We start from the raw sequence: 22,766 nt of genomic DNA on the forward strand, positions 1-22,766 counted from the left end.
CATGGCCCATCCGTTTGAAACACTCACCCCCGACCTGGTGCTCGATGCTGTCGAAAGTATCGGCTTCCTCAGCGATGCGCGCGTATTGGCGCTCAACAGCTACGAAAACCGCGTGTATCAGGTGGGCATCGAAGACTCAGAACCGCTGATCGCCAAGTTCTACCGGCCGCAGCGCTGGACCAACGAGGCGATCCTCGAAGAACACAGCTTTACCTTCGAGCTGGCCGAGTGCGATGTGCCGGTGGTCGCGCCGATGATCCATAACGGCGCCAGCCTGTTCGAACACGCCGGGTTCCGCTTCGCCCTGTTTCCGCGCCGTGGCGGCCGGGCGCCGGAGCCGGGCAATCTGGACCAGCTCTATCGCCTTGGCCAGTTACTCGGGCGCTTGCACGCGGTCGGCGCGACCCGTCCGTTCGAACACCGTGAAGCCCTGGGCGTGAAGAACTTCGGCCACGATTCCCTCACCACCCTGCTCGAAGGCAACTTCATTCCCAAAAGCCTGCTGCCGGCCTACGAGTCCGTGGCCCGCGACCTGCTCAAGCGCGTGGAAGAGGTGTACAAGGCCACGCCGCACAAAAACATCCGCATGCACGGCGATTGCCACCCCGGCAACATGATGTGCCGCGACGAGATGTTCCACATCGTCGACCTCGATGACTGCCGCATGGGCCCCGCCGTACAGGACCTATGGATGATGCTCGCCGGCGACCGTCAGGAATGTCTGGGCCAGTTGTCGGAGTTGATGGACGGCTACCAGGAATTCCACGATTTCGACCCGCGTGAACTGGCGCTGATCGAACCGCTGCGCGCCTTGCGCCTGATGCACTACAGCGCCTGGCTCGCACGGCGCTGGGATGACCCGGCGTTCCCCCACAGCTTTCCGTGGTTCGGCAGCGAGCGGTATTGGGGTGATCAGGTGCTGGCGTTGCGCGAACAGTTATCGGCGCTCAACGAAGAACCGCTGAAACTGTTCTGACGGTTTCGCTTCCTGTAGGAGGGAGCAAGCCCCCTCCTACACAAAGCAAAGCAGACCCCACGCGCGGACAAATATCCTTACAATCGCGCTTTGTTAGCTGCCTAAGCAAGGATTCTGCAATGCACGCCGCCAACCCCCGCAAGGGCTACATCCTGGGCCTGAGTGCCTATGTCATCTGGGGTCTGTTCCCGCTCTACTTCAAAGCCATCGCCAGTGTCCCCGCCGCCGAAATCATCGTGCATCGCGTGCTGTGGTCAGCGCTGTTCGGCACGCTGTTGCTGATGGTCTGGAAACACCCCGGCTGGTTCCGCGAACTGCGCGACAACCCCCGGCGCCTGGCGATCCTGGCCCTCAGCGGGGCGTTGATTGCGGCTAACTGGCTGACCTATGTGTGGTCGGTGAACAGCGGACGCATGCTCGAAGCCAGCCTGGGTTACTACATCAACCCACTGGTGAACGTGTTGCTCGGCATGCTGCTCCTCGGCGAACGCCTGCGCCGCCTGCAATGGGTCGCCGTCGGGCTGGCAGCGGTGGGTGTGGCGCAGCAGGTGTGGCAGGTGGGCAGTTTGCCGTGGGTGTCGCTGGTGCTGGCGCTGACCTTCGGCTTCTACGGCCTGATCCGTAAGCAGGCGCCGGTCAAGGCGCTGCCGGGGCTGGTGGTGGAAACCTGGATGCTGGTACCGATCGCCGTCGCCTGGTTGCTGTTCAACCCCTCGGCACACAGCGCGCAACTGGCATTCTGGAGTACGTCCGAAGCCTGGTGGCTGGTGGCCGCCGGCCCGGTGACGCTGATTCCGCTGGTGTGTTTCAACGCCGCCGCACGGCACTTGCCCTACACCGCCCTGGGCTTTTTGCAGTACGTGGCACCGACCCTGGTGCTGCTCGAAGCGGTGCTGCTGTTTGGTGAACAACTGGCAACCAGCACGCTGATCGCCTTCGCCTTTATCTGGGCCGGCCTGGCGGTCTACAGCCTGGACGCGTGGCTGACAGTGCGCAAACGCTGATCAAATAACGTACAAATCCCTGCAAGCCACAGTCTGCCTGGCTTGCAGAGATCCACCCCAAGGTTATCCACAGCCTGATCCCCGCCATTTGTGTACAAGCCCTTGAAACTGCTCATTTTTTGCTCAGATGACGGAGAAGCACGGCCGGTGTGGCCTGGCGTCGGGTCTCTACAGGTTATCCACAGGCCCATGCAAGATTTCCATGCATAACCTTGTGGGTGGTTATTCCTCGCTGCGCAGTTCCAACTCCACCATCAAGTCGTCGGCCAGGGTTTCCAGCGCCGCTTGCAGGGTGTCCAGCGCCAGGCCCGCCGGCACGGCCAGTGACGCATCGGCGTGGAACAGTGGGTCGCCGCTCATCGGCGCCGGGCGCACGTCGGTGCTCAGGCGTTCGAGGTTCACCCCCTGCTTGCTCAACAGCGCGGTGATCTCACGCACGATCCCCGGCCGGTCGTTGCCCACCAGCGTCATGGTGATCGGTTTGGACGCCGCCGCCTGCCCCGCGCCGCTCTCGCCCACCAACACGCGGATGCCGTGTGTGGATAAGTCCTCCAGTGCATTCACCAGGGCCTGACGGTTCTCGGCGGGGACACTGACCCGCAGAATCCCGGCAAACTGCCCGGCCATGTGCGCCATGCGGCTCTCCAGCCAGTTGCCGCCGTGGGCCGCAATGTTCTGCGCGATGCGTTCAACCAGGCCGGGTTTGTCGGCGGCAATGATAGTGAGTACAAGATGGTCCATGGCGAAGCCCTCTGGAATTCAATCTACAAGGTGGACGCAGATGCCCTCGAAGACAAATCGTGTACCATTTTTATATTTATCTGGAACAATCCATCGCTTTCTTGAGAACATCCGATACCCCACTGTGACCATACGACCAAAGTGGGTCGCTAAACGACGTATTTAGTCTAATTTTCACAACCGCAAGTCATCATGTAGTATGCGCAATCGCGCACTACATAAACGTTGGGTCGATGTCTGCCACGGCAACCTTGCTCCGCGACACAGCCTGCCCAGCCGCCTTCACAGGCATGTACCGGCGCAGCGTGCCTGCGGTTTAAATGGCCAGAGGCTTCATTGGTAAATTGAAAAGCTGAAAAGCGCATAAGCTCCGTAGAGTGAGGCAAGCAATGACTGAACACGTTCAAGTCGGTGGCCTGCAGGTCGCCAAAGTCCTGTTCGACTTCGTGAACAACGAAGCCATTCCCGGTACCGGCGTCACTGCCGACCAGTTCTGGGCCGGTGCCGACAAGGTCATCCACGACCTCGCACCGAAGAACAAAGCCCTACTCGCCAAACGCGACGATTTCCAAGCGCGGATCGACACCTGGCACCAGACTCACGCTGGCCAGGCGCATGACCCGGTGGCCTACAAAGCCTTCCTGCAAGATATCGGATACCTGCTGCCAGAAGCCGCAGACTTCCAGGCCTCGACCCAAAACGTCGATGACGAAATCGCCCGCATGGCCGGCCCCCAGCTGGTCGTGCCGGTGATGAACGCCCGTTTCGCCCTCAACGCCTCCAATGCGCGCTGGGGCTCGCTGTATGACGCGCTGTATGGCACCGACGCCATCAGCGAAGCCGACGGCGCCGAAAAGGGCCAGGGCTACAACAAGGTGCGCGGCGACAAGGTCATCGCCTTCGCCCGCGCCTTCCTCGACGAAGCCGCGCCGCTCAGCGCCGGCAGCCACGTCGATTCCACCGGCTACAAGATCGTTGACGGCAAACTCGTGGTCAGTCTCAAAGGCGGCAGCAACAGCGGCCTGCGCGACGATGCCCAGTTGATCGGCTTCCAGGGCGACAGCGCCCAACCGATTGCGGTCCTGCTCAAGCACAACGGTCTGCATTTCGAAATCCAGATCGATGCCAGCACCCCAGTCGGCCAGACCGACGCGGCCGGCGTCAAAGACGTGCTGATGGAAGCCGCGCTGACCACCATCATGGACTGCGAAGACTCCGTCGCCGCTGTCGATGCCGATGACAAAGTGGTGATCTACCGCAACTGGCTCGGCCTGATGAAAGGCGACCTGGCCGAAGAAGTGGCCAAGGGCGGCAAGACCTTCACCCGCACCATGAACGCCGACCGCGTCTACACCGGCGTGGACGGCCAGGGCGTGACGCTGCACGGTCGCTCGCTGCTGTTCGTGCGCAACGTTGGCCACTTGATGACCATCGACGCGATCCTCGACAAAAACGGCAACGAAGTACCGGAAGGCATTCTCGACGGCCTGCTCACCAGCCTGGCGGCGATCCACAGCCTCAACGGCAACAGCAGCCGCAAGAACAGCCGCACCGGTTCCGTGTACATCGTGAAACCGAAGATGCACGGCCCGGAAGAAGCGGCGTTCACCAACGAGCTGTTCGGCCGCATCGAAGACGTGCTGAACCTGCCGCGCAACACGCTCAAAGTCGGGATCATGGACGAGGAGCGCCGTACCACGGTCAACCTCAAGGCCTGCATCAAGGCCGCCAGCGAGCGCGTGGTGTTTATCAACACCGGCTTCCTCGACCGCACCGGCGATGAAATCCACACCTCCATGGAAGCCGGCGCGATGGTGCGCAAGGCCGCGATGAAGACGGAAAAATGGATCGGCGCCTACGAAAACTGGAACGTCGATATCGGCCTGGCTACCGGCCTGCAAGGCCGTGCGCAGATCGGTAAAGGCATGTGGGCCATGCCCGACCTGATGGCGGCGATGCTCGAACAGAAAATCGCCCACCCGCTGGCCGGCGCCAACACCGCCTGGGTGCCGTCGCCGACGGCGGCTGCGCTGCACGCGTTGCACTACCACAAGGTCGACGTGTTCGCGCGCCAGGCCGAACTGGCCAAGCGCGAGCGTGCGTCGCTGGACGATATCCTGACCATTCCGCTGGCCAGCAACCCCAACTGGTCGGACGAAGAAATCCGCAACGAGCTGGACAACAACGCCCAGGGCATCCTCGGTTATGTGGTGCGCTGGATCGACCAGGGCGTCGGCTGCTCGAAAGTGCCGGACATCAACGACATCGGCCTGATGGAAGACCGCGCCACCTTGCGCATCTCCAGCCAGCACATCGCCAACTGGCTGCGCCACGGCGTGGTCACTCAGGACCAGGTGATGGAAAGCCTCAAGCGCATGGCGCCGGTGGTGGACCGTCAGAATGCCGGGGATAAACTGTATCGCCCACTGGCGCCGGATTTCGACAGCAACATCGCGTTCCAGGCGGCGGTGGAGTTGGTGATTGAAGGCACCAAACAGCCGAATGGGTATACCGAGCCGGTGTTGCACCGCAGGCGTCGGGAGTTCAAGGCTAAAAACGGCCTGTAAATGAAAAAGCCCTGATCTTGCGATCAGGGCTTTTTCTTTGAGGCTTGTGGTGACCGGAATGGCCTCATCGGGGGCAAGCCCCCTCCCACAGTTGACCGCGTACATCCTGTGGGAGGGGGCTTGCCCCCGATGAGGCCTTTACATACACCGCAAAAATCAGGAGACCATCCCCAACTCCCGCTTCACCATCTTCGCCAACTTCACGCTATCAATCGGCTTGAGCAAAAAGTCCACCACGCTCAAATGCATCGCATCGATCACATCCAGCGCTTCGGCGTTCCCGGACACAACGATGATCGGCAACGCCGCGCGCTCGGATTCGCGCACTTCGCGAATCAACTGGAGGCCATTGCTCGGCTCCATGCGCAGGTCGGTGATCAGCAACCCAATGGAGCGGCTCGATTCCAAGAGTTTCAAGGCCGCGTCACCACTCTCGGCGGTCATGCAGCGAATACCGTCCAGCCCCAGGATCTCCGCCAGCAGTTCGCGCGCGTCCTTGTCGTCGTCGACAATCAACACGCGTTGTGGCGGTAAATCAGGCTCCAGCATCACGGCGCTCAGCGCCTCGCGCTCGGCATCACTCAAAATATCGTGGTCGGACATACGGTTCTCAGCTAGCTCTCATCAATCTCCCTGCACACCCGTCAGACATCTGCGGAAGGCCGAACAATGTGCCCTTCGTCGGAAAGTTTGCCTAGTGGGCGTTCTACGGGGTTTAGACGATTGTCGTGTAAGGTTTTTCCCTAGTTATGCGCCATTTTCATCGACCTAGACTTACGTCCAATGGGCACCCGCCGTGCAGGAGTCGACCATGCAGAACGATAACGACAAAAACATCGCGGTCATAGTTATGAGTAAAGCTGATGCATTCGCCCAGGCGGGAAAAACTGCGGTGTTGCAGAACATCCACGGCACCTTGCAGTTCCTGCAACGCTTCCCACCGTTCAACCAAATGGAAAACGCGCACCTCGCGTTCCTGGTAGAGCAGTGCCAATTGCGCTTTTACGGCCCCGGCGACAGCATCCTCAAGCCGGCGGACGGGCCGGTGGAGCACTTCTATATCGTCAAGCAGGGGCGGGTTGTCGGCGAGCGGCCGGATTCGGCCGAAACCACCTTTGAGATTGCCACCGGCGAGTGCTTCCCCCTCGCGGCACTGCTGGGCGAACGCGCGACGCGCACCGAGCACAAGGCCGCCGAAGACACCTTCTGCCTGCAACTGAACAAGCCGGCGTTTATCAAGCTGTTCGCGCTGTCCAGCGAGTTCCGCGATTTTGCCTTGCGCGGCGTCAGCAGCCTGCTCGATCAGGTCAACCAGCAAGTGCAGCAAAAAGCCGTGGAAACCCTCGGCACCCAATACTCCTTGAATACCCGCCTGGGCGAGTTGGCCATGCGCCACCCGGTGACATGCGGCCCGGATACGCCGCTGCGCGAAGCGGTGACGCTGATGCACGAGCAACAGGTCGGCAGCATTGTGATCGTGGATGAGCACAAGGCGCCCCTGGGGATTTTCACCCTGCGCGATCTGCGCCAGGTGGTGGCCGACGGCACCAGCGATTTCACCCTCGCGATCGACGCGCACATGACCCACGCACCGTTCTTCCTCACGCCGGACCACAGCGCCTTCGATGCCGCCATCGCCATGACCGAGCGGCATATCGCCCACGTGTGCCTGGTCAAAGACCATCGCCTGTGCGGCGTGGTGTCCGAGCGCGACCTGTTTTCCCTGCAGCGTGTGGACCTGGTCCACCTGGCCCGCACCATCCGCAATGCACCCAAGGTGGAAAACCTGGTGGCGATACGCGGTGAGATCGGCCAGTTGGTGGAACGCATGCTGGCCCATGGTGCGTCGTCGACCCAGATCACCCACATTATTACCCTGCTCAACGATCACACCGTGTGCCGGGTCATCGAGTTGACCCTCGCCGACAAAGGCGACCCCGGCGTGCCGTTCACCTGGTTGTGTTTCGGCAGCGAAGGCCGGCGCGAGCAGACGCTCTACACCGATCAGGACAACGGCATCCTGTTCGACGCCAAGGACGCCGCCGAAGCGGCTGAGATTCGCGCGCGCCTGCTGCCCCTCGCGCAGCAGATCAACCAGAGCCTGGCGCAGTGCGGCTTCACCCTGTGCAAAGGCAACATCATGGCCGGCAACCCCGAGCTGTGCCTGTCGCGGGCCGAATGGGCGCGACGGTTTGCGGCGTTTATCCGCGAAGCGACGCCGGAGAACCTGCTGGGGTCGACCATCTATTTCGACCTGCGGGTAGTGTGGGGCGATGAGCAGGGTTGTGAACAACTGCGCCAGGGCATTCTCGATCAGGTCGCGGATAACCGCCTGTTCCAGCGCATGCTGGCGGAGAACGCCTTGCGCCAACGCCCGCCGGTGGGCCGCTTCCGCGAGTTCGTGCTGACGCGCAAAGGCAGCGAAAAAGCCACCCTCGACCTCAAGGTGCAAGGCCTGACGCCCTTTGTCGACGGCGCGCGCCTGCTGGCCCTGGCCAACGACGTCCACGCCATCAACACCCTGGAGCGCTTGCGCCAGTTGGTGGTCAAGGAGGTGATCGAGCCGCTGGATGGCGCCGCCTATGAAGAGGCGTATCACTTTATCCAGCAAACCCGCATGCAGCAGCACCAGTTGCAAACGCGGGAAAACCTGCCGTATTCCAACCGCGTCGACCCCGATAGCCTCAACCACCTGGACCGGCGCATCCTGCGTGAATCCCTGCGCCAGGCCCAGCGCCTGCAAAGCAGCCTGACCGTGCGGTACCAGCTGTGAATTTGTTTGGTTGGTTGCGCACGGCCAAACCCCATCTCGACGCAACGCAACGCCAGCGCCTGGAGCAATTGCCCCTGCCTGCCGCGCTGGGCGACGTTGCCTTGCGCAGCCAGCGCTGGGTGGTGCTGGACCTGGAAACCAGCGGCCTGAACCTGAACCGCGACCAAGTGTTGTCCATCGGTGCGGTGGTGATCGAGGACGGCGCGGTGGACTTTTCGCAAATGTTCGAGCGCACGCTGCAACGCGCCGAAACAAAACTGAACCCCGCCGTGCTGATCCATGGCCTCGGCCCCAGTGCACTCGCCGCCGGCAGTGACCCAGTGGATGCGCTGCTGGATTTCATGGACTTCGTCGGCGACAGCCCTTTGCTGGCCTTCCATGCGCCGTTCGATCAACACATGTTGGGTCGAGCGCTCAAGGACAGCCTGGGTTATCGCCTGGCCCATCCGTTCCTCGACGTGGCCGATATCGCCCCGCTGCTGTGCCCCGAGGCGCCGATCCGCGAAGCCGGGCTGGATGACTGGATCGACCACTTCCACCTGCAGGTAGGCGAACGCCACCACGCCAGCGCCGACGCCCTGGCCACAGCGGAACTGATGCTCATCCTGCTCAGCCGCGCGCGCCAGCAGCACATCGACACGCCACGCGCCCTGCAAGCACGTTTGAGCCAATGGAAACGGCGTAAACAAGCGCACTCGTTTTAATAGCGTCTCCCGACAGACGCCAATTGCGCCGGCTCCACGCCTCTGACACAATCGCGAATAATTCTCGTTATTTTAAACTTGTTTATTCGGTGATGCCTTGTCGTCGGTCCAGCCCCCCCACAGTGAGCTCGTTGGCGCGTTGTATCGCGACCATCGCGGCTGGCTGCTGGCGTGGCTGCGACGCAACGTGGCCTGCCCGAGCCGCGCCGAAGACCTGAGCCAGGACACCTTCATGCGCCTGCTCGGCCGCGACGGGTTGCGCGAACCCCGCGAGCCGCGCGCCTTTCTGGTGGCGATCGCCAAGGGCTTGCTGTTCGACTACTTCCGCCGCGCCGCCCTGGAACAGGCCTACCTCAGCGAATTGATGCTGATCCCGGAAAGCGAACACCCGTCGCCGGAAGACCAGCAACTGATCCTCGAAGACCTCAAGGCCATCGACCGCCTGCTCGGCACACTGTCGAGCAAGGCCCGCGCCGCGTTCCTCTACAACCGTATCGACGGCCTGGGCCACGCCGACATCGCCCGGCGCCTCGGCGTGTCGGTGCCGCGCGTGCGCCAGTACCTGGCCCAGGGCATCCGCCAGTGCTACATCGCGCTGTATGGCGAGCCGTTATGAGCGCGGTCAGTTGCAAACCGGTGGCGGCCCGGGTGCTGGATGCGGCGATTGCCTGGCAACTGTCCCTCGACTCAGGCGACGGCAGCACCGTGGAACAGGAGGAATTCGCCAAGTGGCTGGCCAGCGATGCCGAACATGCCCGCGCCTGGCACCAACTGGGCCTGCTCGACCAGCGTTTCAGCGTGGCCTCTGGCCCAGCGCGCGCGGCGTTGTTGCAGTCACGCGAAGGCATTCGCCAGCGTGTGCGCAAACTCGGCAGCGGCCTGGCGAGTATCGCGCTGGTGTGCGGCCTGGCCTTGTTTGCCGCTGAACGCTATGGGCCGCTCGACTATTGGCTGGCCGATCAACGCACCGCCACCGGCGAACAACGCACGCTGACACTGGCGGACGGCACGCAGATCAACCTCAACACCCACAGCGCCATCGATGTGCGTTTCGATGAAAACCGCCGGCTGATCGTGTTGCAGGCAGGCGAAATCCTCGTCGAAACCGGCCACAACGATGCGCGCCCGTTCTATGTGCAAACCCGCGACGGCAGCCTGCGCGCGCTGGGCACGCGGTTTATCGTCAAGCGCGAGGACGCCGCCACGCGCCTGAGCGTGCTGCAATCGGCGGTGGCCGCCCAACCCGAGGCGCTGCATCAGGAGCAGATTTTCAAGGCCGGCCAGCAAGTGCTGATGCGCAGCGACGGCCTCGGCCCGCTGCTGGCCGTCACCCCAGGCACCGACGCCTGGACCCGCGGCATGCTGGTGGTGGACAACGCCCGCCTGGGCGATGTGGTCGAGGAACTGAGCCGTTATCGCCGTGGCCACCTGGGTGTGGATAACCGCGTGGCCGACCTGCGCATCACCGGCAGCTTCCCGCTGCACGACACCACTCTGGCGCTGAACGCGCTGCTGCCGACCCTGCCGGTGCAGATCGAGCAGCGCACGCCGTGGTGGGTGACGGTGAAGGGTAGGCCCTAGGTCCGGCGGTGTCTGGGATATTGCTATCGCGGGCAAGCCCGCTCCCACCTTTGATCCCGTTACATCTGGCTGAACGCGGTCGAATGTGGGAGCGGGCTTGCCCGCGATGAGGCCCTCAAGAACACCGAATAGCCCCAGGCAACAATTATTTTCCCCAAGCCCTATCACTTTTCAAATCTCGCTCGGCACAGGGGTAATTGCGAATTACTTCCATTCAGGAGCCGCCCCATGTCCCGCACGCTAGACACCTTGTTGCGCCCCAGCCTGTTAGCCGTGGCCATTGCCCTCAGCACCCCGCTGGCAAGCACCGTGCTGATCGCCGCCGAGCAAGCGTCCAACGTGCGCGTCTACAACCTACCCGCCGCGCCATTGGCCGCCACCCTGAACCAGATCGCCAGCCAGGCCGGCCTTGCGCTGACCCTCAGCCCGGCACTGGCCGCAGGCAAAACCTCCGCGCCGGTGCAGGGCCAGTTCGATGCGCAAGGCGCACTGAGCGAGGCACTGCGCGGCACCGGCTTGCAGGTGGAGCAGAGCAGCGCGGGGACTTACACGCTGGTGGCGATTGCGGAAGGGGTCGTGGCGTTGCCGCAGACCAATATCGTTGCCCAGGGCGACGCTGAAAGTGCCTGGGGCCCGGTGCAAGGCTACCTGGCGACGCGTACCGCCGCCGGCACCAAGACCGACACCGCGCTGGTCGAAGCGCCGCGCTCGATCTCCGTCGCCACCCGCGAGCAGATGCAGGACCGCAACGTGCAGAACCTGGACGACGCGGTCAAATACATGCCCGGCATCGTGTCCGCCAGCTACGGCAGCGACACCCGCTACGACTGGATGCGCGTGCGTGGCTTCGAGCCCACCCAGTTCCTCGACGGTCTGCCGTTGCCACGCGGCGTGTACGCCAACCCGAAAGCCGAAACCTGGAACCTCGACCGCATCGCCCTGCTGCGCGGCCCGGCGTCGTCGGTGTATGGCCAGACACCGCCGGGCGGCCTGCTGGACATGGTCAGCCGGCGTCCCAGCGCGGAATCGAACCATGCCATTCAAGTGCAATACGGCAGTGACAACTATCGCCAAATCAATTTCGCCAGCACCGGCAAGATCGATGATGAAGGCCAGTTCCTTTACGGCGTCAGCGGCGTGGTACGGGATGCCGGCACCCAGGTCGACCATATCGACAACAAGCGCTACAACATCGCCCCCAGCCTGACCTGGAACATCGACACCGACACCCAGCTGACCCTGCTCTCGCAGTTCACCCGCGACGATACCGGCACCACCAGCCAGTTCCTGCCGATCCAGGGCACCAAGATCAAATCGGCCCTGGGCGAGGTCTCCCACCACAAGAACCTGGGCGATCCGGACTATGAATTTTACGACCGCACCTACTACGCGCTGGGCTATGCCTTCGAGCATCGCTTCAACGACACCTGGCAGTTCAAGCAGAACCTGCGCTACACCAAGTCGGAGTTGTCGTTCCAGCAACTGACCGTGGGTTCCTATGCCTACTCCCCGGCTGACGCGGCGGGCACCATCACCCGCTCGACCACCAACGTTGACGAGAACATCGGTCAGCTTGCGCTGGACAACCACTTCCAGGCTGACTTCACGACCGGCGACGTGACCCACACCGTGTTGCTCGGCCTGGATCACCAGCGCACCGATACCGCCTTCCGGACGATCTACGGTACAGCGTCGAGCATCAACATTTTCAACCCGGTCAACACCGGGCCCACGGTCCGCCCGACCGGCGATGCGTATTACGACTACAACCAGAAAACCGTACAGACCGGCCTCTACGCGCAAGACCAGATGGCCCTGGACAACTGGCGCCTGACCCTCGGCGGACGCGAAGACTGGGTGCACCAGGGCACCACCTACTTCAACAAACTGGATGCGACCAACACGGATCGCAGCAAGAATTTCAGCGGCAACGCGGCGCTGAGCTATGTCTTCGATTCGGGCTTCGTGCCGTACCTGTCCTACGCCGAATCGTTCCAACCGGCGAGCAACGCCAGCGTCGACCCGGTCAAATCGTACAAACCCACCGAAGGCCAGCAATGGGAACTGGGGATCAAGTACCAGCCGCCCGGCTCCACGACGCTGCTGAGTGCGGCGGTCTATGACCTGACCCAGAAAAACGTGCTGGTGACCCGAATCGGCTCGGGCAACCAGTCGATCACCGACCAGGCCGGCGAAGTGAAGGTCAAGGGCCTGGAGCTGGAAGCGGTGTCTGACGTGACCGAGAACCTCAAGGTCATCGCCGCCTACACCCTGGCCAAGTCCGAGGTGCAAACAGGCACCTACAAAGGCAACCGCCTGCAACTGATGCCCAATCAGCAAGCCTCGCTGTGGACCGATTACACCTGGCACAGCGGCGTGCTCGACGGTTTCGGCATCGGCTTCGGTGCCCGTTACACCGGCAATACCTATGGCGACCAGGCCAACACCTGGCTGGGCAAGGCGAATGCCTACACGGTGTTCGACGGCGCGGTGCATTACGACCTCGGCCGCCTGGACAACAGCCTCAAAGGTGCCTCGGTGAAGTTGAACGCCACCAACCTGTTCAACAAGGACTACCTGTCGACCTGCGATGGCAGCTACTGCTACTTCGGCGACCAACGCAGCGTCGTGGCCAGTGCCACCTACCAGTGGTGACCGACTGCGTTAACCGCCAGCCGTCCCCAGGGGCGGCTGTGGCGTGTCTGAAGGCCAACAAATGAAAAGCACAACCATCCGCCGCTGGTCCTTTATCCACACCTGGACCAGCCTGATCTGCACCGTGTTCCTGCTGCTGCTCGCCCTCACCGGCCTGCCGTTGATTTTCCATCACGAGATCGATCACCTGCTGGGCAACGAACCCGCGCTGCAGTCGATGCCTGCCGACACGCCACAACTGAACCTTGAGCAACTGGTGGCCAAGGCCCAGGCTCATCGCCCCGGCGAAGCCCTGCAGTACCTGGCCTGGGACGAAGACGACAAAAACGGCGTGATCGCAATCATGGCCGCCACCGCCGGCACCGAGCCCAACGCCTCCCACACCTTCATGCTCGATGCGCGCACCGGCGAAGCCGTCGAGATGCCATCGGCCAACGGCGGCTTGACCCTGTTCCTGCTGCGTCTGCATGTGGACATGTTCGCCGGCCTGCCGGGCAAGTGGCTGCTGGCGTTCATGGGCCTTCTGTTTGTGCTCGCGATTGTCTCGGGCACGGTGCTGTACCTGCCGTTCATGCGCCGCTTGAAATTCGCCACCGTGCGCCAGGACAAGTCCACCCGCCTGCGCTGGCTCGACCTGCATAACCTGATCGGCGTGGTCACCCTGACCTGGGCGCTGGTGGTCGGCGTGACCGGCGTGATCAGCGCCTGTGCCGATCTGATCATCGCCGCCTGGCGCACCGACAGCCTCAGCGCGATGGTCGAACCGTACAAGCACGCCCCGCCGCTGACCCAGCGCGCACCGGCCAGCGATCTGCTCAAAATCGCCGCTGAGGCCGCGCCCGGCATGCAGCCCGACTTCATCGCCTTTCCCGGCACACGCTTTTCCAGCGAGCACCATTACGCCGTGTTCATGAAGGGCAGCACCCACCTGACCGCGCACCTGCTCACCCCCGTGCTGATCGACGCCAGCACGCTGGCCGTCACCGCCATCGCCAAACGGCCGTGGTACATGGACGCGATGGGCATGTCGCAGCCGCTGCACTTCGGCGACTACGGCGGGATGCCGATGAAAATCCTCTGGGCAGTGCTGGATGGGCTGACCCTCATCGTGCTCGGCAGCGGCGTCTACCTGTGGGTCGTCAGACGCAAGGCAGGCAAGGCATGAGGCCGCGTCAGTCGAGTTTCTGGAAGGTGTTCGGCGTGCCGCTGGGGATCGGCCTGCTCAGCGCGGCCGGTTTGTTTGCGGCGCTGCTGGGGGATGGGTGGTGGGATGCGCTGAGCTGGGTCGGGTTGGGGATTCCTGCGGTCATTGGGAGTTGGGGGTTGTTCAGGCGGCGTGGCTGAGGACGCCATCGGGGGCAAGCCCCCTCCCACAGGGAAATGCATTCCAACTGTGGGAGGGGGCTTGCCCCCGATGAGGCCCTCAAGAACCCCAAAAATCCCCCTCGCCAGCCACTGCGCAACCCTCTAGGCTAGCGACTGCCCATCCAGAGGAATGCCTATGTCCGCTCCCAGCATGACCCTGTTCCACAACCCCGCTTCGCCGTTCGTGCGCAAAGTCCGCGTGTTGCTGGCTGAAACCGGCCAGCAGGACCGTGTGGCCCTGCAGCTCTGCATGCCGACACCCGTCAACCCGGATGTACAACTGGTCAACGAAAACCCGGTGGGCAAGATCCCGGCCCTGCGCCTGGCCGATGGCACGGTGCTGCACGATAGCCGGGTGATCCTCGATTACCTCGACCACCAGCACGTCGGCAACCCGCTGATCCCGCGCGACGGCTCGGCCCGCTGGCGCCGCCTGACCCTGGCCTCGATGGCCGACGGCATCATGGACGCCGCCGTGCTGGTGCGTTACGAGAGCGCCCTGCGCCCACCGGAAAAACACTGGGCGCCGTGGCTCGACGAACAGCGCAACAAAATCCGGCGCACCCTGGCGGAGCTGGAAGCGGATGCGATTGCCGAACTGACCAGCCACTTCGATATCGCCGCGATCAGCGTGGCCTGCGCCTTGGGTTACCTGGACTTCCGTCACCCGGACCTGCACTGGCGCGACGCCAACCCCCGGCTTGCCGCCTGGTACGCCGAAGTCAGCCAGCGGCCTTCGATGCTTGAGACACAACCGCCGGTTTAACCCTGCGCACAGGTGGCGCGGGCAACAACGCCACAATCCTCGCCACCAACTGCGCTCGCTCCCGCTGGTCCTCACGCAACCCGATCATTGCACGGCCTCCAGATCGAATGCCAACGGCTCGGCCGCCTTGCGCTTGCCCACGCCGTACCAATCCAGTTTGCGCGTCAGCACCATCACCGTACCCAGCAGGCCGAACAGCAGCAGCGAGCCCATCAGCAGCGCGTAGTCCTCGGCACTCAACAGCCCGTACAACAAGCCATACAACGCCGCCAGCCCGGCCGAAAACCCCAGGCCGTGGGCGACGCTGCGCAGCACATAGCACACGTAGAAACCAATCAACAACACACAGGCACTGGCGGAGATCAGGTACGCCAAGGCAAAGCCCAGGTGCTCGGACAACGACAGCAACAGCAGGTAGAAAAACGCCAGGGCAACACCTACCAGGGCGTACTGGATCGGATGCACCGCCAAGCCCTTGAGCACTTCGAACAGGAAGAAACCGGCAAAGGTCAGCGCGATGAACAGCAGCGCATATTTGATCGCGCGGTCGCTCTTGAGGTACTGGTCCACCGGGTCGATGAAGTTCACCCCGAAGCTGCGGTTGTTGAAGTCGTCACAGCCGCGTTCGGCCAGGCAGCCGCGCAGGGCTTCTTCGAGGTTGGTGGAGAAGAATGAGGTCTGCCAGTTGGCAGTGAAGCCCTTGTCGGTGACGTTCCGTTGCGCCGGCAGGAAGTTGCCGATGAAGCTCGGGTGCGGCCAGTTGGAGGCGAGTGTGACCTGGCTGGTCTTGCCCACCGGCACCACTTGCAGTTGCTCGGTGCCTTGCAGGCGCAGGTCGAAGGCGAAGTCCAGCGCGACCGGTTTTTTGCTGTCCTGTTCGGGGAGCGCCACATGCACGCCCTCGCCCAGCCATTCCACTTGGGTGCCTGGCGCGAACTCCAGGCGCTGGCGGCCCAGCTCCAGTGTCAGTGCGTTTTCGATCCCGCGAATATCGCTGATACCCACCGCCAGAAACGCCGGCTCAAAGCGGTAATCGGCGAAATTTTCCTTGATCCCCCATTGCTCCGGCAAGACGAAGCGCCCGCTGATGCGGTTGTCGGCGTGGAACAACCGCGCCTGGTAGATGCCACGCGCACGCAGTTCGGTTTGCACCCGCCCATCGAGCTCAAAATGCTCCGGCAGGAAATACAGACGACCGCGCACTTCACGGGTCTCCTCGTAGCGCTTGTTGAGTTTTTCATTGAGCTTCCACTCGCGCACAGTCTTGCGGTACGGCACCACCATCACCGGGCCGGTGAGGCGCTGGCTGTAGCTGGAGCTGCGGGCGATGTCCGTCAGCACCGTGTCGCGAGTGTATTGGCGGTCGGCGATGATGCCGTTGATCATCAGCAATGGAATCAGCAATAGCAGGATCAACAGCGCAATCGCGCCCAGTTTGAAAAGCAGGTGGCGGTTCATGGGACTCTCCCTGTTTGGATGGGCAGAGCGTGAGCCGCGCATGTGGGGGATTTATGTGGGCAATGTGGAGACTGTGTGGAGATGCAGCACCACTTGCACGCCACCGGGTACATTGCCGATCTGCAGCGTGCCGCCATGCAGCTTCATCACTTCCTCGACAAAGTTGAGGCCCAGGCCGGTGCTCTTGCGCCCGCTGGCCGGGCGCGGCAGCGAGTAGAAACGCTCGCTCAGGCGCGGCAAGGCGTAGTCGGGAATCGGCGCGGCCTGGTTGAACAGGCTGACCTGCACAGCGTTGTGCCGGGTCTGCGCGCTGAACCGCAACACCCCGCCCGCCGGCGTGAAGTCCAGGGCGTTGTCGAGCAGGTTGCCCAGGGCCTGGCGCAGCAGGAACGGTTCGCCGAAGACCTTCACCTCAGCGTCGATCGTTTGTTCGACGTGCAACCCGGCGCTTTCGATGCGCGCGCATTGGGCCTTGAGCACATCGTCCACCAGCGCGGCCAGCGACAGGCTCGCCTGCGCCTCCAGCCCCTGGCGTTGCTCGACTTGCGCCAGGTTCAGCAAGCGCTCGATCAACTGCTGCAGGCGCGTACTTTCGCTGTCGATATTGCCGACAAAGCGCTGTTGCTGCTCGCGGCTCATGTCGCCCTGCAACAGCTCGGCCGCGCCGCGAATCGCCGCCAGCGGGCTCTTCAATTCGTGGGTCAGGGTGTGGACGTAATGCTCGACGTAGGCCTTGCCTTCCAGTTGCGTGCGCATGTGCTCCACGGCGGTGGACAACTGCTTCAGCTCGCCGCCACGGTAATGCGGCAATTCGGCGCGTCGACCCTCGCTGACCGCCTCGGCATACGCGGTGAGCCGGCGCAGTGCCACGCTCAACCACCACGACAACAGCGCGCCGAGCAGCAGGCCGAGGATCACCAAGCCGGCGCCGTACCACAGCAATCGGCGCTCGGTGCGGTCGATATAGGGCTGCAGCGAACTGTTCGGCTTGGCCACCGTGACCACGCCGATGATCTGCCCGTTGTCGCGAATCGGCGCGCCCACGTGCATCACCGACGAGGACGGGTCATCCGGCGCGCTGCGGGTGGAACGCGCGCCGTACTCGCCGCGCAGGGTCAGGTACACGTCGTTCCATTTGGAATAGTCCTGGCCCACGGCTTCGCCGCTGGAGTCGAGCAACACCGTGCCATTGGCGTCGGTCACGTAGATGCGGTGGTTGACCTGGTTTTTCGGCAGGCCCCAGATGGTCGCGCCCGGCTGGCGGGTGCCGTAGGCCCTGAGCAGTTCCGGCCAGTGGCTTTGGCCGAGGGTGCCGTTCTTGACGTCGTTGCGCAGGATTTCGGCCAGCAGGTTGGCGGTGTCCACCAGGGTTTCCTCGGTGGACTGGCGCACGCCGGGGCGGATTTCCTTCATCACGGTGCTCAGCACGAAGTAACCGGTGAGGCCGATAAACAGCGCGTAGACCAGGAAAATCCGCAGCCCCAGGCGCATCAGCTATGGCTCGGGCTGTAGCTGTAGCCCAGGCCGCGATGGGTCTGGATCGGTTCGGCCTGCGCCGCCACGCGGCGTAGTTTGCTGCGCAGGCTTTTGATATGGCTGTCGATATTGCGCTCGTAACCGGCATCGGCCGGCACGCCGACCGCGTCCAGCAGTTGTTCGCGGCTGAACACGCGCTCGGGCTGTTCCAGCAGGCTTTGCAGCAGGCGGAACTCATGGCGGGTCAGGCTCAGTGCCAGGCCCCGGTAGCTGATCTGCATGCGCTCCAGATCGACCTGGAACAACGCCGGAACGATGCCAGGGCCGACGCGCTTGAGGATCGCCCTGACCCGCGCCGCCACTTCCCGCGGGCTGAACGGCTTGACCACATAATCGTCGGCACCGATCTCCAGCCCGACCACGCGGTCGATCTCGCTGTCGCGGGCACTGAGAAACATCACCGGCACTTCACTGAAACGCCGCAGTTGCTTGCAGGTTTCAAAGCCGCTGATGTCGGGCAGGCCGATGTCGAGGATGATCAGGTCGGCCGGGGTCTGGCGCTGGTGGGCCAGCGCCTCCTGGCCAAGGCTCAGCCAGGTGGTGGAAAAGCCTTCGCCTTGCAGGGCAAAGACCAGCGTGTCGGCTATCGCCGCTTCGTCTTCGACAATCAGGATGTGCGGCATGGCGGTCCGTCAGCAGTCCGGTTTGTCGGCGGTGTAGCGACGCGCCGGGTTCACCGCTGCGCCGAATTCACGCAGGGCCTTGGCACCGATCAGCAGCGGGTAGTTGAAGCTGCTGCGGTCGGTGAGGTTGACCTCGACGGTGCGCTTGACGTTGCCCAGGCACATTTCCAGGTCGATCACCGGGCGCTTGGCCACGGTGGCGTCTTCCTTGTCCTCGTCTTCGTCGGCGCGGCTCTTGATCTTGCTGATGCGCGCCACCTTGTGTTCGTAGACTTTGTTGCTGGCGTCCTTGCCACCAACGCGGAAGCGCACCCAATCGTCGCCGTCACGGGTGAAGGTCTCGATGTCACGGGCCGACAGCGAGGCGGTCAGCGCGCCGGTGTCCATTTTGGCCTTGAAGGTTTCGCCGATCTCCGGCAACTGGATGTATTCGTAGCGACCGTAAAGGGTCGGTTCGGCGGCCATGACGGGCAAGGCCGCCAGAGCGAGCGAGGCAAGGAGCAGTTTCACGAAGTGATTTCCTCGGAAAGAAGTAGACGAATTCTAGACCGCAACGGCAGCACTTAGTTAGTTCTACGACCATACCCGGCACATTGTGAAACATTCGTCGGACGATTTGCGATTTGGCCTCTAGACGCCGCTCTCTTATCATGGCCCGCCCACAGGATTCCAAGAGTTACTTATGCGCCGCCTGCTCACCGGCTGTTTCGTCTCACTGCTGCTCCTGCTCAACACCCTGGTCCTGATCGGACCGCTGACGGTGTTTGCCCTGCTCAAGCTGGTGGCCCCCGGTCGCTATCGCGATTACGCATCATGGGCCGTGATGTGGATCGCCGAGACCTGGGCCGAGATCGACAAACTGATCTTCGCGCTGTGCATCCCGACCCAATGGGACATTCGCGGCGCAGACGACCTGCGTCGTGACACCTCCTATCTGGTGATCAGCAATCACCAATCCTGGGTCGATATCCCCGCGCTGATCCAGGCCCTCAACCGCCGCACGCCGTTCTTCAAGTTCTTCCTGAAGAAAGAACTGGTCTGGGTGCCCTTCCTGGGCCTGGCCTGGTGGGCGCTGGATTATCCGTTCATGAAGCGCTACAGCAAGGCGTTCCTGGCCAAGCACCCGGAACTGGCGGGCCAGGACCTGAAGATCACCCGCCAGGCCTGCGAGCTGTTCAAACGCCAGCCGGTGACGGTGGTCAACTATCTGGAAGGCACACGGTTCAGCGCGGCCAAGCGTGCCCAGCAACACTCACCGTTTACCCGCCTGCTCAAGCCCAAGGCCGGTGGCGTGGCGTTCGTATTGGCAGCGCTGGGCGAACAACTGGACGCGGTGCTCGACGTGACCGTGGTCTATCCGCAAGCGAAGATCCCGGGGTTCTGGGACTTGATCAGCGGCGCGGTGCCGAAGGTGATCATCGACATCCGCACCCGTGAACTGGACCCGGCGTTATGGCAGGGGGATTACGAAAACGACCCGGCGTTTCGCCAGGTCGTGCAGAACTGGGTCAACCAGCTCTGGAGGGAGAAAGATGCGCGCATCGAAACGCTGCATCGCTATACGGAGCAGCAATAGGGCATCGTCTGAAAACGCATAAAAACTGTCAGAGTTAACAGTTTCGCCCGCCTTGGGCGGCTGATTAGGCTAAAGGCCCCATCTCAGCCGAGTGCCCTCATCATGAGCATCAAAGTCCTCTTCGCCGGCATGGCGTTACTGACAGTAGCGAGCATTGCCCATGCAGAAATGGCCACGTGCCCCGCAGTCAGCTCGATAAGCGCCGCAGCGTATACCGACCCGTCCCTCCCTTCAGGCTACAACGAAGGCTTCAAATACACGGCCCCCGGGCCCGGCGGCATGATGTGGGAGGGCCAGTCCACAGCCACAACCGACACGTATCTTGAGCCTCAATACAACCTGATGTTAGTCGGTGCAGAAATGAGCAACGGGAAAATACTCTGCAGTTATGGCGGTACCGCGCAAAGAGAAAGCGCAGAGCCCGCGGACAAGGTTTCCAGACCCTATGTTCAACTGCGCCTGCCGTTGAACAACCTGATGGCGGCGCCCGGCACATCATGGACAGGAACCAGCTGTGGGAATCAAGGCAGCGACTTATCGATCGACGCTTCCAAATGTACTTTTGAGTACCAACCGTAACCCTGCCCCCCGCAACCTGCCGGCCACTTCAAAGCGGGGGCGAACCCGCTTTGAAGAACCACGCCCTTAGCTACCGGTGCCCCAAGCCTGGGCCAGTTTGCCCAGCAGCGAACTGTTGGCACCCTGGCCGCCCAGGTATTGCAGGATCACCGGGGCGAATTGGCCGATCATGCCGCTGTCCATGCCCAGCGCGCTGAACGCGGTGTTCAGGTCGTTGGTGTTCTTCACGTTACCCAGCAGGCCGTCCAAGCCGCTGGTCTTGCTGCCGCCGCTCTGGCCAAGCATCCCGCTCAAGGCGCCGAGGCTGCCCAACGCATTGCTGCCCGACAGTTGATCGAGGCCCGGCACGCTTTTGCCCAGTTGCGAATAGTCGGAGCCACTCAGTTGGTTCTTGGCCAGGCCGAGCATGGCGCCAGTGCCGCCGACGGCTTGCTCGGGGGTGACATTCAATTGTGAGGTCAGGGCACTCAGCAAACCGGCCGTCTCGGACGACGGCGCGACGGCAGCGGCTTTGTTGTTACCGCCCTGCATGCCGGAAATCGCATTGGCCGCATCGCCAAGGCTGAATCCGGCGGCGAACACCGGGCCGGCTGCCAGGGTCATCAGGCAGGAAAGGGCGAAACCGCGTGAAATCTTCATCGAAACAACCTCAGGATGTAGGGGTAAAAGCAGGCGTTTGACTGGCCTTTGCGTCACTTGTTCCAAACCCGCGCCGGAACCCAACTGCGATACGCCGGTCCATGAACTGACTACATAATTTGTCAGGAAGCGACTTATGACTGCGATCCAACCCCAAGTGATTGATCACAAGCCTTCATTCTGGAGCCGTCCGCGCCTGTTCATCGGCGCCTGCGCAGTCGTGGCTGCTGGCGTCGGCGCCGCGCTCTACACCCAAGACACCGTCAAATCCGCCGCCACGCTGGTGACCACCACCCAGCAGCCGGCGGCGCAGATCATGGCCCACAAGGACTACCTGGAAGTGCAGCCGATCGCCTCGACGGCGCCCGCCCCTGATCAGAGCCTGGAATTGTGGGCGATTCCCGAAGGCGGCCAACCTATATCCCTCGGCCTGTTGCCGGAAGATGGCAAAGGCATCATCGGCTTGAATCCACGCCAGCAGGAATCCATCAGCAAACCGGTGGAGTTGATGGTGAGCTCGGAAACCAAGGGTGGATCGGTGAGCAAGCAGCCGACCGGGCCGACGGTGTATCAAGGCGCGCTGGCGATTCGCTAAGCCACAGGCACCACAAAACCCTGTGGGAGTGGGCTTGCCCGCGATAGCGGAGTTTCAGTCAGTGTTGCAGGGGCTGTCACACCGCTATCGCGGGCAAGCCCACTCCCACATTTGATCGTCGGCGTCCAGGCGACTTGCTCCCGGCGAAGGATGGCGCTTATAGTTCGGCGGTCGTCCACATGGCGATACGGGTTTGGCGACCCGGTGAATGGTGCAAAAGCTTCTGCTTTTTTGCAGGTTCTTTTGCATCCGCAATAGCTGCTTTCATGGCGGCTGTGCGCGGGAGACCTTCGGGTCTGCCGGCTCCATTCCCGGTTCGCCAACCTGCGTACAGCTGCCACCCAATTCGTTTGGCGACGGATAAGTGTGTAGCCCACGCGATGGGTGTGATTTGCTCGACGTGATCAGCCGGCGCTTGCAGGCTTAAACACCAGAGGCAAAAACGGTGAGGGGGTCGACCCCTACCTGCGCCTCACAACGCTCAAATGACTAACCTATTGTCAGCGTCCGCCTGGAGTTATTTAGCCCATGTCTGAAACGCCAACAACAGATACAACCAAACAAAAAGAAATATCCCCCATGCAAAAAAGCCATAGCCAACTGTCAAATCTCACAGTATCAACAGCCA

21 protein-coding genes are annotated in these 22,766 nt (G+C 62.6%); 14 read left to right on the forward strand and 7 right to left on the reverse strand.

The window, feature by feature from the left end; genetic code table 11:
• Position 1 precedes the first annotated feature (1 nt).
• Positions 2-976, forward strand: a complete 975-nt coding sequence (locus J2Y83_RS26335; protein ID WP_247403165.1) for a serine/threonine protein kinase — start codon at positions 2-4, stop codon at positions 974-976.
• A gap of 119 nt (positions 977-1,095) precedes the next feature.
• Complete coding sequence (gene rarD, locus J2Y83_RS26340; RefSeq protein ID WP_253399734.1) at positions 1,096-1,980, forward strand: EamA family transporter RarD; 885 nt, start codon at positions 1,096-1,098, stop codon at positions 1,978-1,980.
• 222 nt (positions 1,981-2,202) lie between these two features.
• Here the strand turns inward: rarD and J2Y83_RS26345 are convergent, their stop codons facing one another.
• Positions 2,203-2,721: a glycine cleavage system protein R gene (locus J2Y83_RS26345; protein WP_253399735.1), complete on the reverse strand. Its 519-nt coding sequence runs from the start codon at positions 2,719-2,721 to the stop codon at positions 2,203-2,205.
• A 389-nt stretch (positions 2,722-3,110) separates the two neighbouring features.
• Between J2Y83_RS26345 and J2Y83_RS26350 the strand changes: the two genes are divergently transcribed.
• Positions 3,111-5,288: a malate synthase G gene (locus J2Y83_RS26350; protein ID WP_253399736.1), complete on the forward strand. Its 2,178-nt coding sequence runs from the start codon at positions 3,111-3,113 to the stop codon at positions 5,286-5,288.
• Positions 5,289-5,444: 156 nt separating this feature from the next.
• On the opposite strand, the gene J2Y83_RS26355 is transcribed toward J2Y83_RS26350, so the two are convergent.
• On the reverse strand, positions 5,445-5,891 hold the full coding sequence (locus tag J2Y83_RS26355) for a response regulator (protein WP_253399737.1): 447 nt from the start codon (positions 5,889-5,891) through the stop codon (positions 5,445-5,447).
• A 247-nt stretch (positions 5,892-6,138) separates the two neighbouring features.
• On the opposite strand from J2Y83_RS26355, the gene J2Y83_RS26360 reads away from it, so the two are divergent.
• From J2Y83_RS26360 to J2Y83_RS26395, 8 genes are all read left to right on the forward strand, one after another.
• Positions 6,139-8,061: a DUF294 nucleotidyltransferase-like domain-containing protein gene (locus tag J2Y83_RS26360; protein ID WP_253399738.1), complete on the forward strand. Its 1,923-nt coding sequence runs from the start codon at positions 6,139-6,141 to the stop codon at positions 8,059-8,061.
• Positions 8,058-8,765 (forward strand): 3'-5' exonuclease, encoded by a 708-nt coding sequence (locus J2Y83_RS26365; RefSeq protein ID WP_253399740.1) that lies wholly within the window; start codon positions 8,058-8,060, stop codon positions 8,763-8,765. Before J2Y83_RS26360 ends, J2Y83_RS26365 begins: the two co-directional genes overlap by 4 nt.
• Before the next feature lie 97 nt (positions 8,766-8,862).
• A complete protein-coding gene (locus J2Y83_RS26370) occupies positions 8,863-9,381 on the forward strand; it encodes an RNA polymerase sigma factor (RefSeq protein WP_253399741.1) in 519 nt (172 codons plus the stop codon).
• A complete protein-coding gene (locus J2Y83_RS26375; protein ID WP_253399743.1) occupies positions 9,378-10,346 on the forward strand; it encodes a FecR family protein in 969 nt (322 codons plus the stop codon). Before J2Y83_RS26370 ends, J2Y83_RS26375 begins: the two co-directional genes overlap by 4 nt.
• Positions 10,347-10,574: 228 nt before the next feature.
• On the forward strand, positions 10,575-13,001 hold the full coding sequence (locus J2Y83_RS26380) for a TonB-dependent siderophore receptor (RefSeq protein ID WP_253399745.1): 2,427 nt from the start codon (positions 10,575-10,577) through the stop codon (positions 12,999-13,001).
• Between the two features lie 61 nt (positions 13,002-13,062).
• A complete protein-coding gene (locus J2Y83_RS26385; protein ID WP_253399747.1) occupies positions 13,063-14,166 on the forward strand; it encodes a PepSY-associated TM helix domain-containing protein in 1,104 nt (367 codons plus the stop codon).
• Complete coding sequence (locus J2Y83_RS26390; RefSeq protein ID WP_253399749.1) at positions 14,163-14,345, forward strand: hypothetical protein; 183 nt, start codon at positions 14,163-14,165, stop codon at positions 14,343-14,345. Before J2Y83_RS26385 ends, J2Y83_RS26390 begins: the two co-directional genes overlap by 4 nt.
• 157 nt (positions 14,346-14,502) lie before the next feature.
• Positions 14,503-15,132: a glutathione S-transferase gene (locus J2Y83_RS26395; RefSeq protein ID WP_253399751.1), complete on the forward strand. Its 630-nt coding sequence runs from the start codon at positions 14,503-14,505 to the stop codon at positions 15,130-15,132.
• Positions 15,133-15,216: 84 nt separating this feature from the next.
• Here the strand turns inward: J2Y83_RS26395 and creD are convergent, their stop codons facing one another.
• Genes creD through J2Y83_RS26415 form a run of 4 tightly spaced genes read right to left on the reverse strand, consistent with a single transcriptional unit; the run spans position 15,217 to position 19,259 of the window.
• Positions 15,217-16,590: a cell envelope integrity protein CreD gene (gene creD, locus J2Y83_RS26400; protein ID WP_253399753.1), complete on the reverse strand. Its 1,374-nt coding sequence runs from the start codon at positions 16,588-16,590 to the stop codon at positions 15,217-15,219.
• Positions 16,591-16,641: 51 nt separating this feature from the next.
• Positions 16,642-18,081 carry a two-component system sensor histidine kinase CreC gene (gene creC, locus J2Y83_RS26405; protein ID WP_253399755.1) on the reverse strand — a complete coding sequence of 480 codons (1,440 nt, stop codon included), beginning with the start codon at positions 18,079-18,081 and terminating at the stop codon, positions 16,642-16,644.
• Positions 18,081-18,749 (reverse strand): two-component system response regulator CreB, encoded by a 669-nt coding sequence (gene creB / locus J2Y83_RS26410; RefSeq protein ID WP_253399757.1) that lies wholly within the window; start codon positions 18,747-18,749, stop codon positions 18,081-18,083. Before creB ends, creC begins: the two co-directional genes overlap by 1 nt.
• 9 nt (positions 18,750-18,758) lie before the next feature.
• Complete coding sequence (locus tag J2Y83_RS26415; protein WP_253399759.1) at positions 18,759-19,259, reverse strand: ATP-dependent zinc protease family protein; 501 nt, start codon at positions 19,257-19,259, stop codon at positions 18,759-18,761.
• 172 nt (positions 19,260-19,431) lie between these two features.
• On the opposite strand from J2Y83_RS26415, the gene J2Y83_RS26420 reads away from it, so the two are divergent.
• Positions 19,432-20,325 carry an acyltransferase gene (locus J2Y83_RS26420; RefSeq protein WP_253399761.1) on the forward strand — a complete coding sequence of 298 codons (894 nt, stop codon included), beginning with the start codon at positions 19,432-19,434 and terminating at the stop codon, positions 20,323-20,325.
• A 102-nt stretch (positions 20,326-20,427) separates the two neighbouring features.
• Entirely contained in the window at positions 20,428-20,904 is a 477-nt protein-coding gene (locus J2Y83_RS26425) for a hypothetical protein (protein ID WP_253399763.1), read from the forward strand.
• 66 nt (positions 20,905-20,970) lie between these two features.
• On the opposite strand, the gene J2Y83_RS26430 is transcribed toward J2Y83_RS26425, so the two are convergent.
• The gene (locus J2Y83_RS26430; protein ID WP_253399765.1) at positions 20,971-21,543 is read right to left on the reverse strand and encodes a DUF2780 domain-containing protein; all 573 of its coding nucleotides are present in this window, start codon (positions 21,541-21,543) and stop codon (positions 20,971-20,973) included.
• 136 nt (positions 21,544-21,679) lie between these two features.
• Here J2Y83_RS26430 and J2Y83_RS26435 point away from each other — a divergent pair, with 136 nt between their 5' ends.
• On the forward strand, positions 21,680-22,138 hold the full coding sequence (locus J2Y83_RS26435; RefSeq protein WP_253399766.1) for an anti-sigma factor domain-containing protein: 459 nt from the start codon (positions 21,680-21,682) through the stop codon (positions 22,136-22,138).
• Positions 22,139-22,766 lie beyond the last annotated feature (628 nt).

Origin of the sequence: Pseudomonas marginalis (assembly GCF_024169655.1) — a bacterium.
GTDB lineage: Bacteria > Pseudomonadota > Gammaproteobacteria > Pseudomonadales > Pseudomonadaceae > Aquipseudomonas > Aquipseudomonas paraveronii.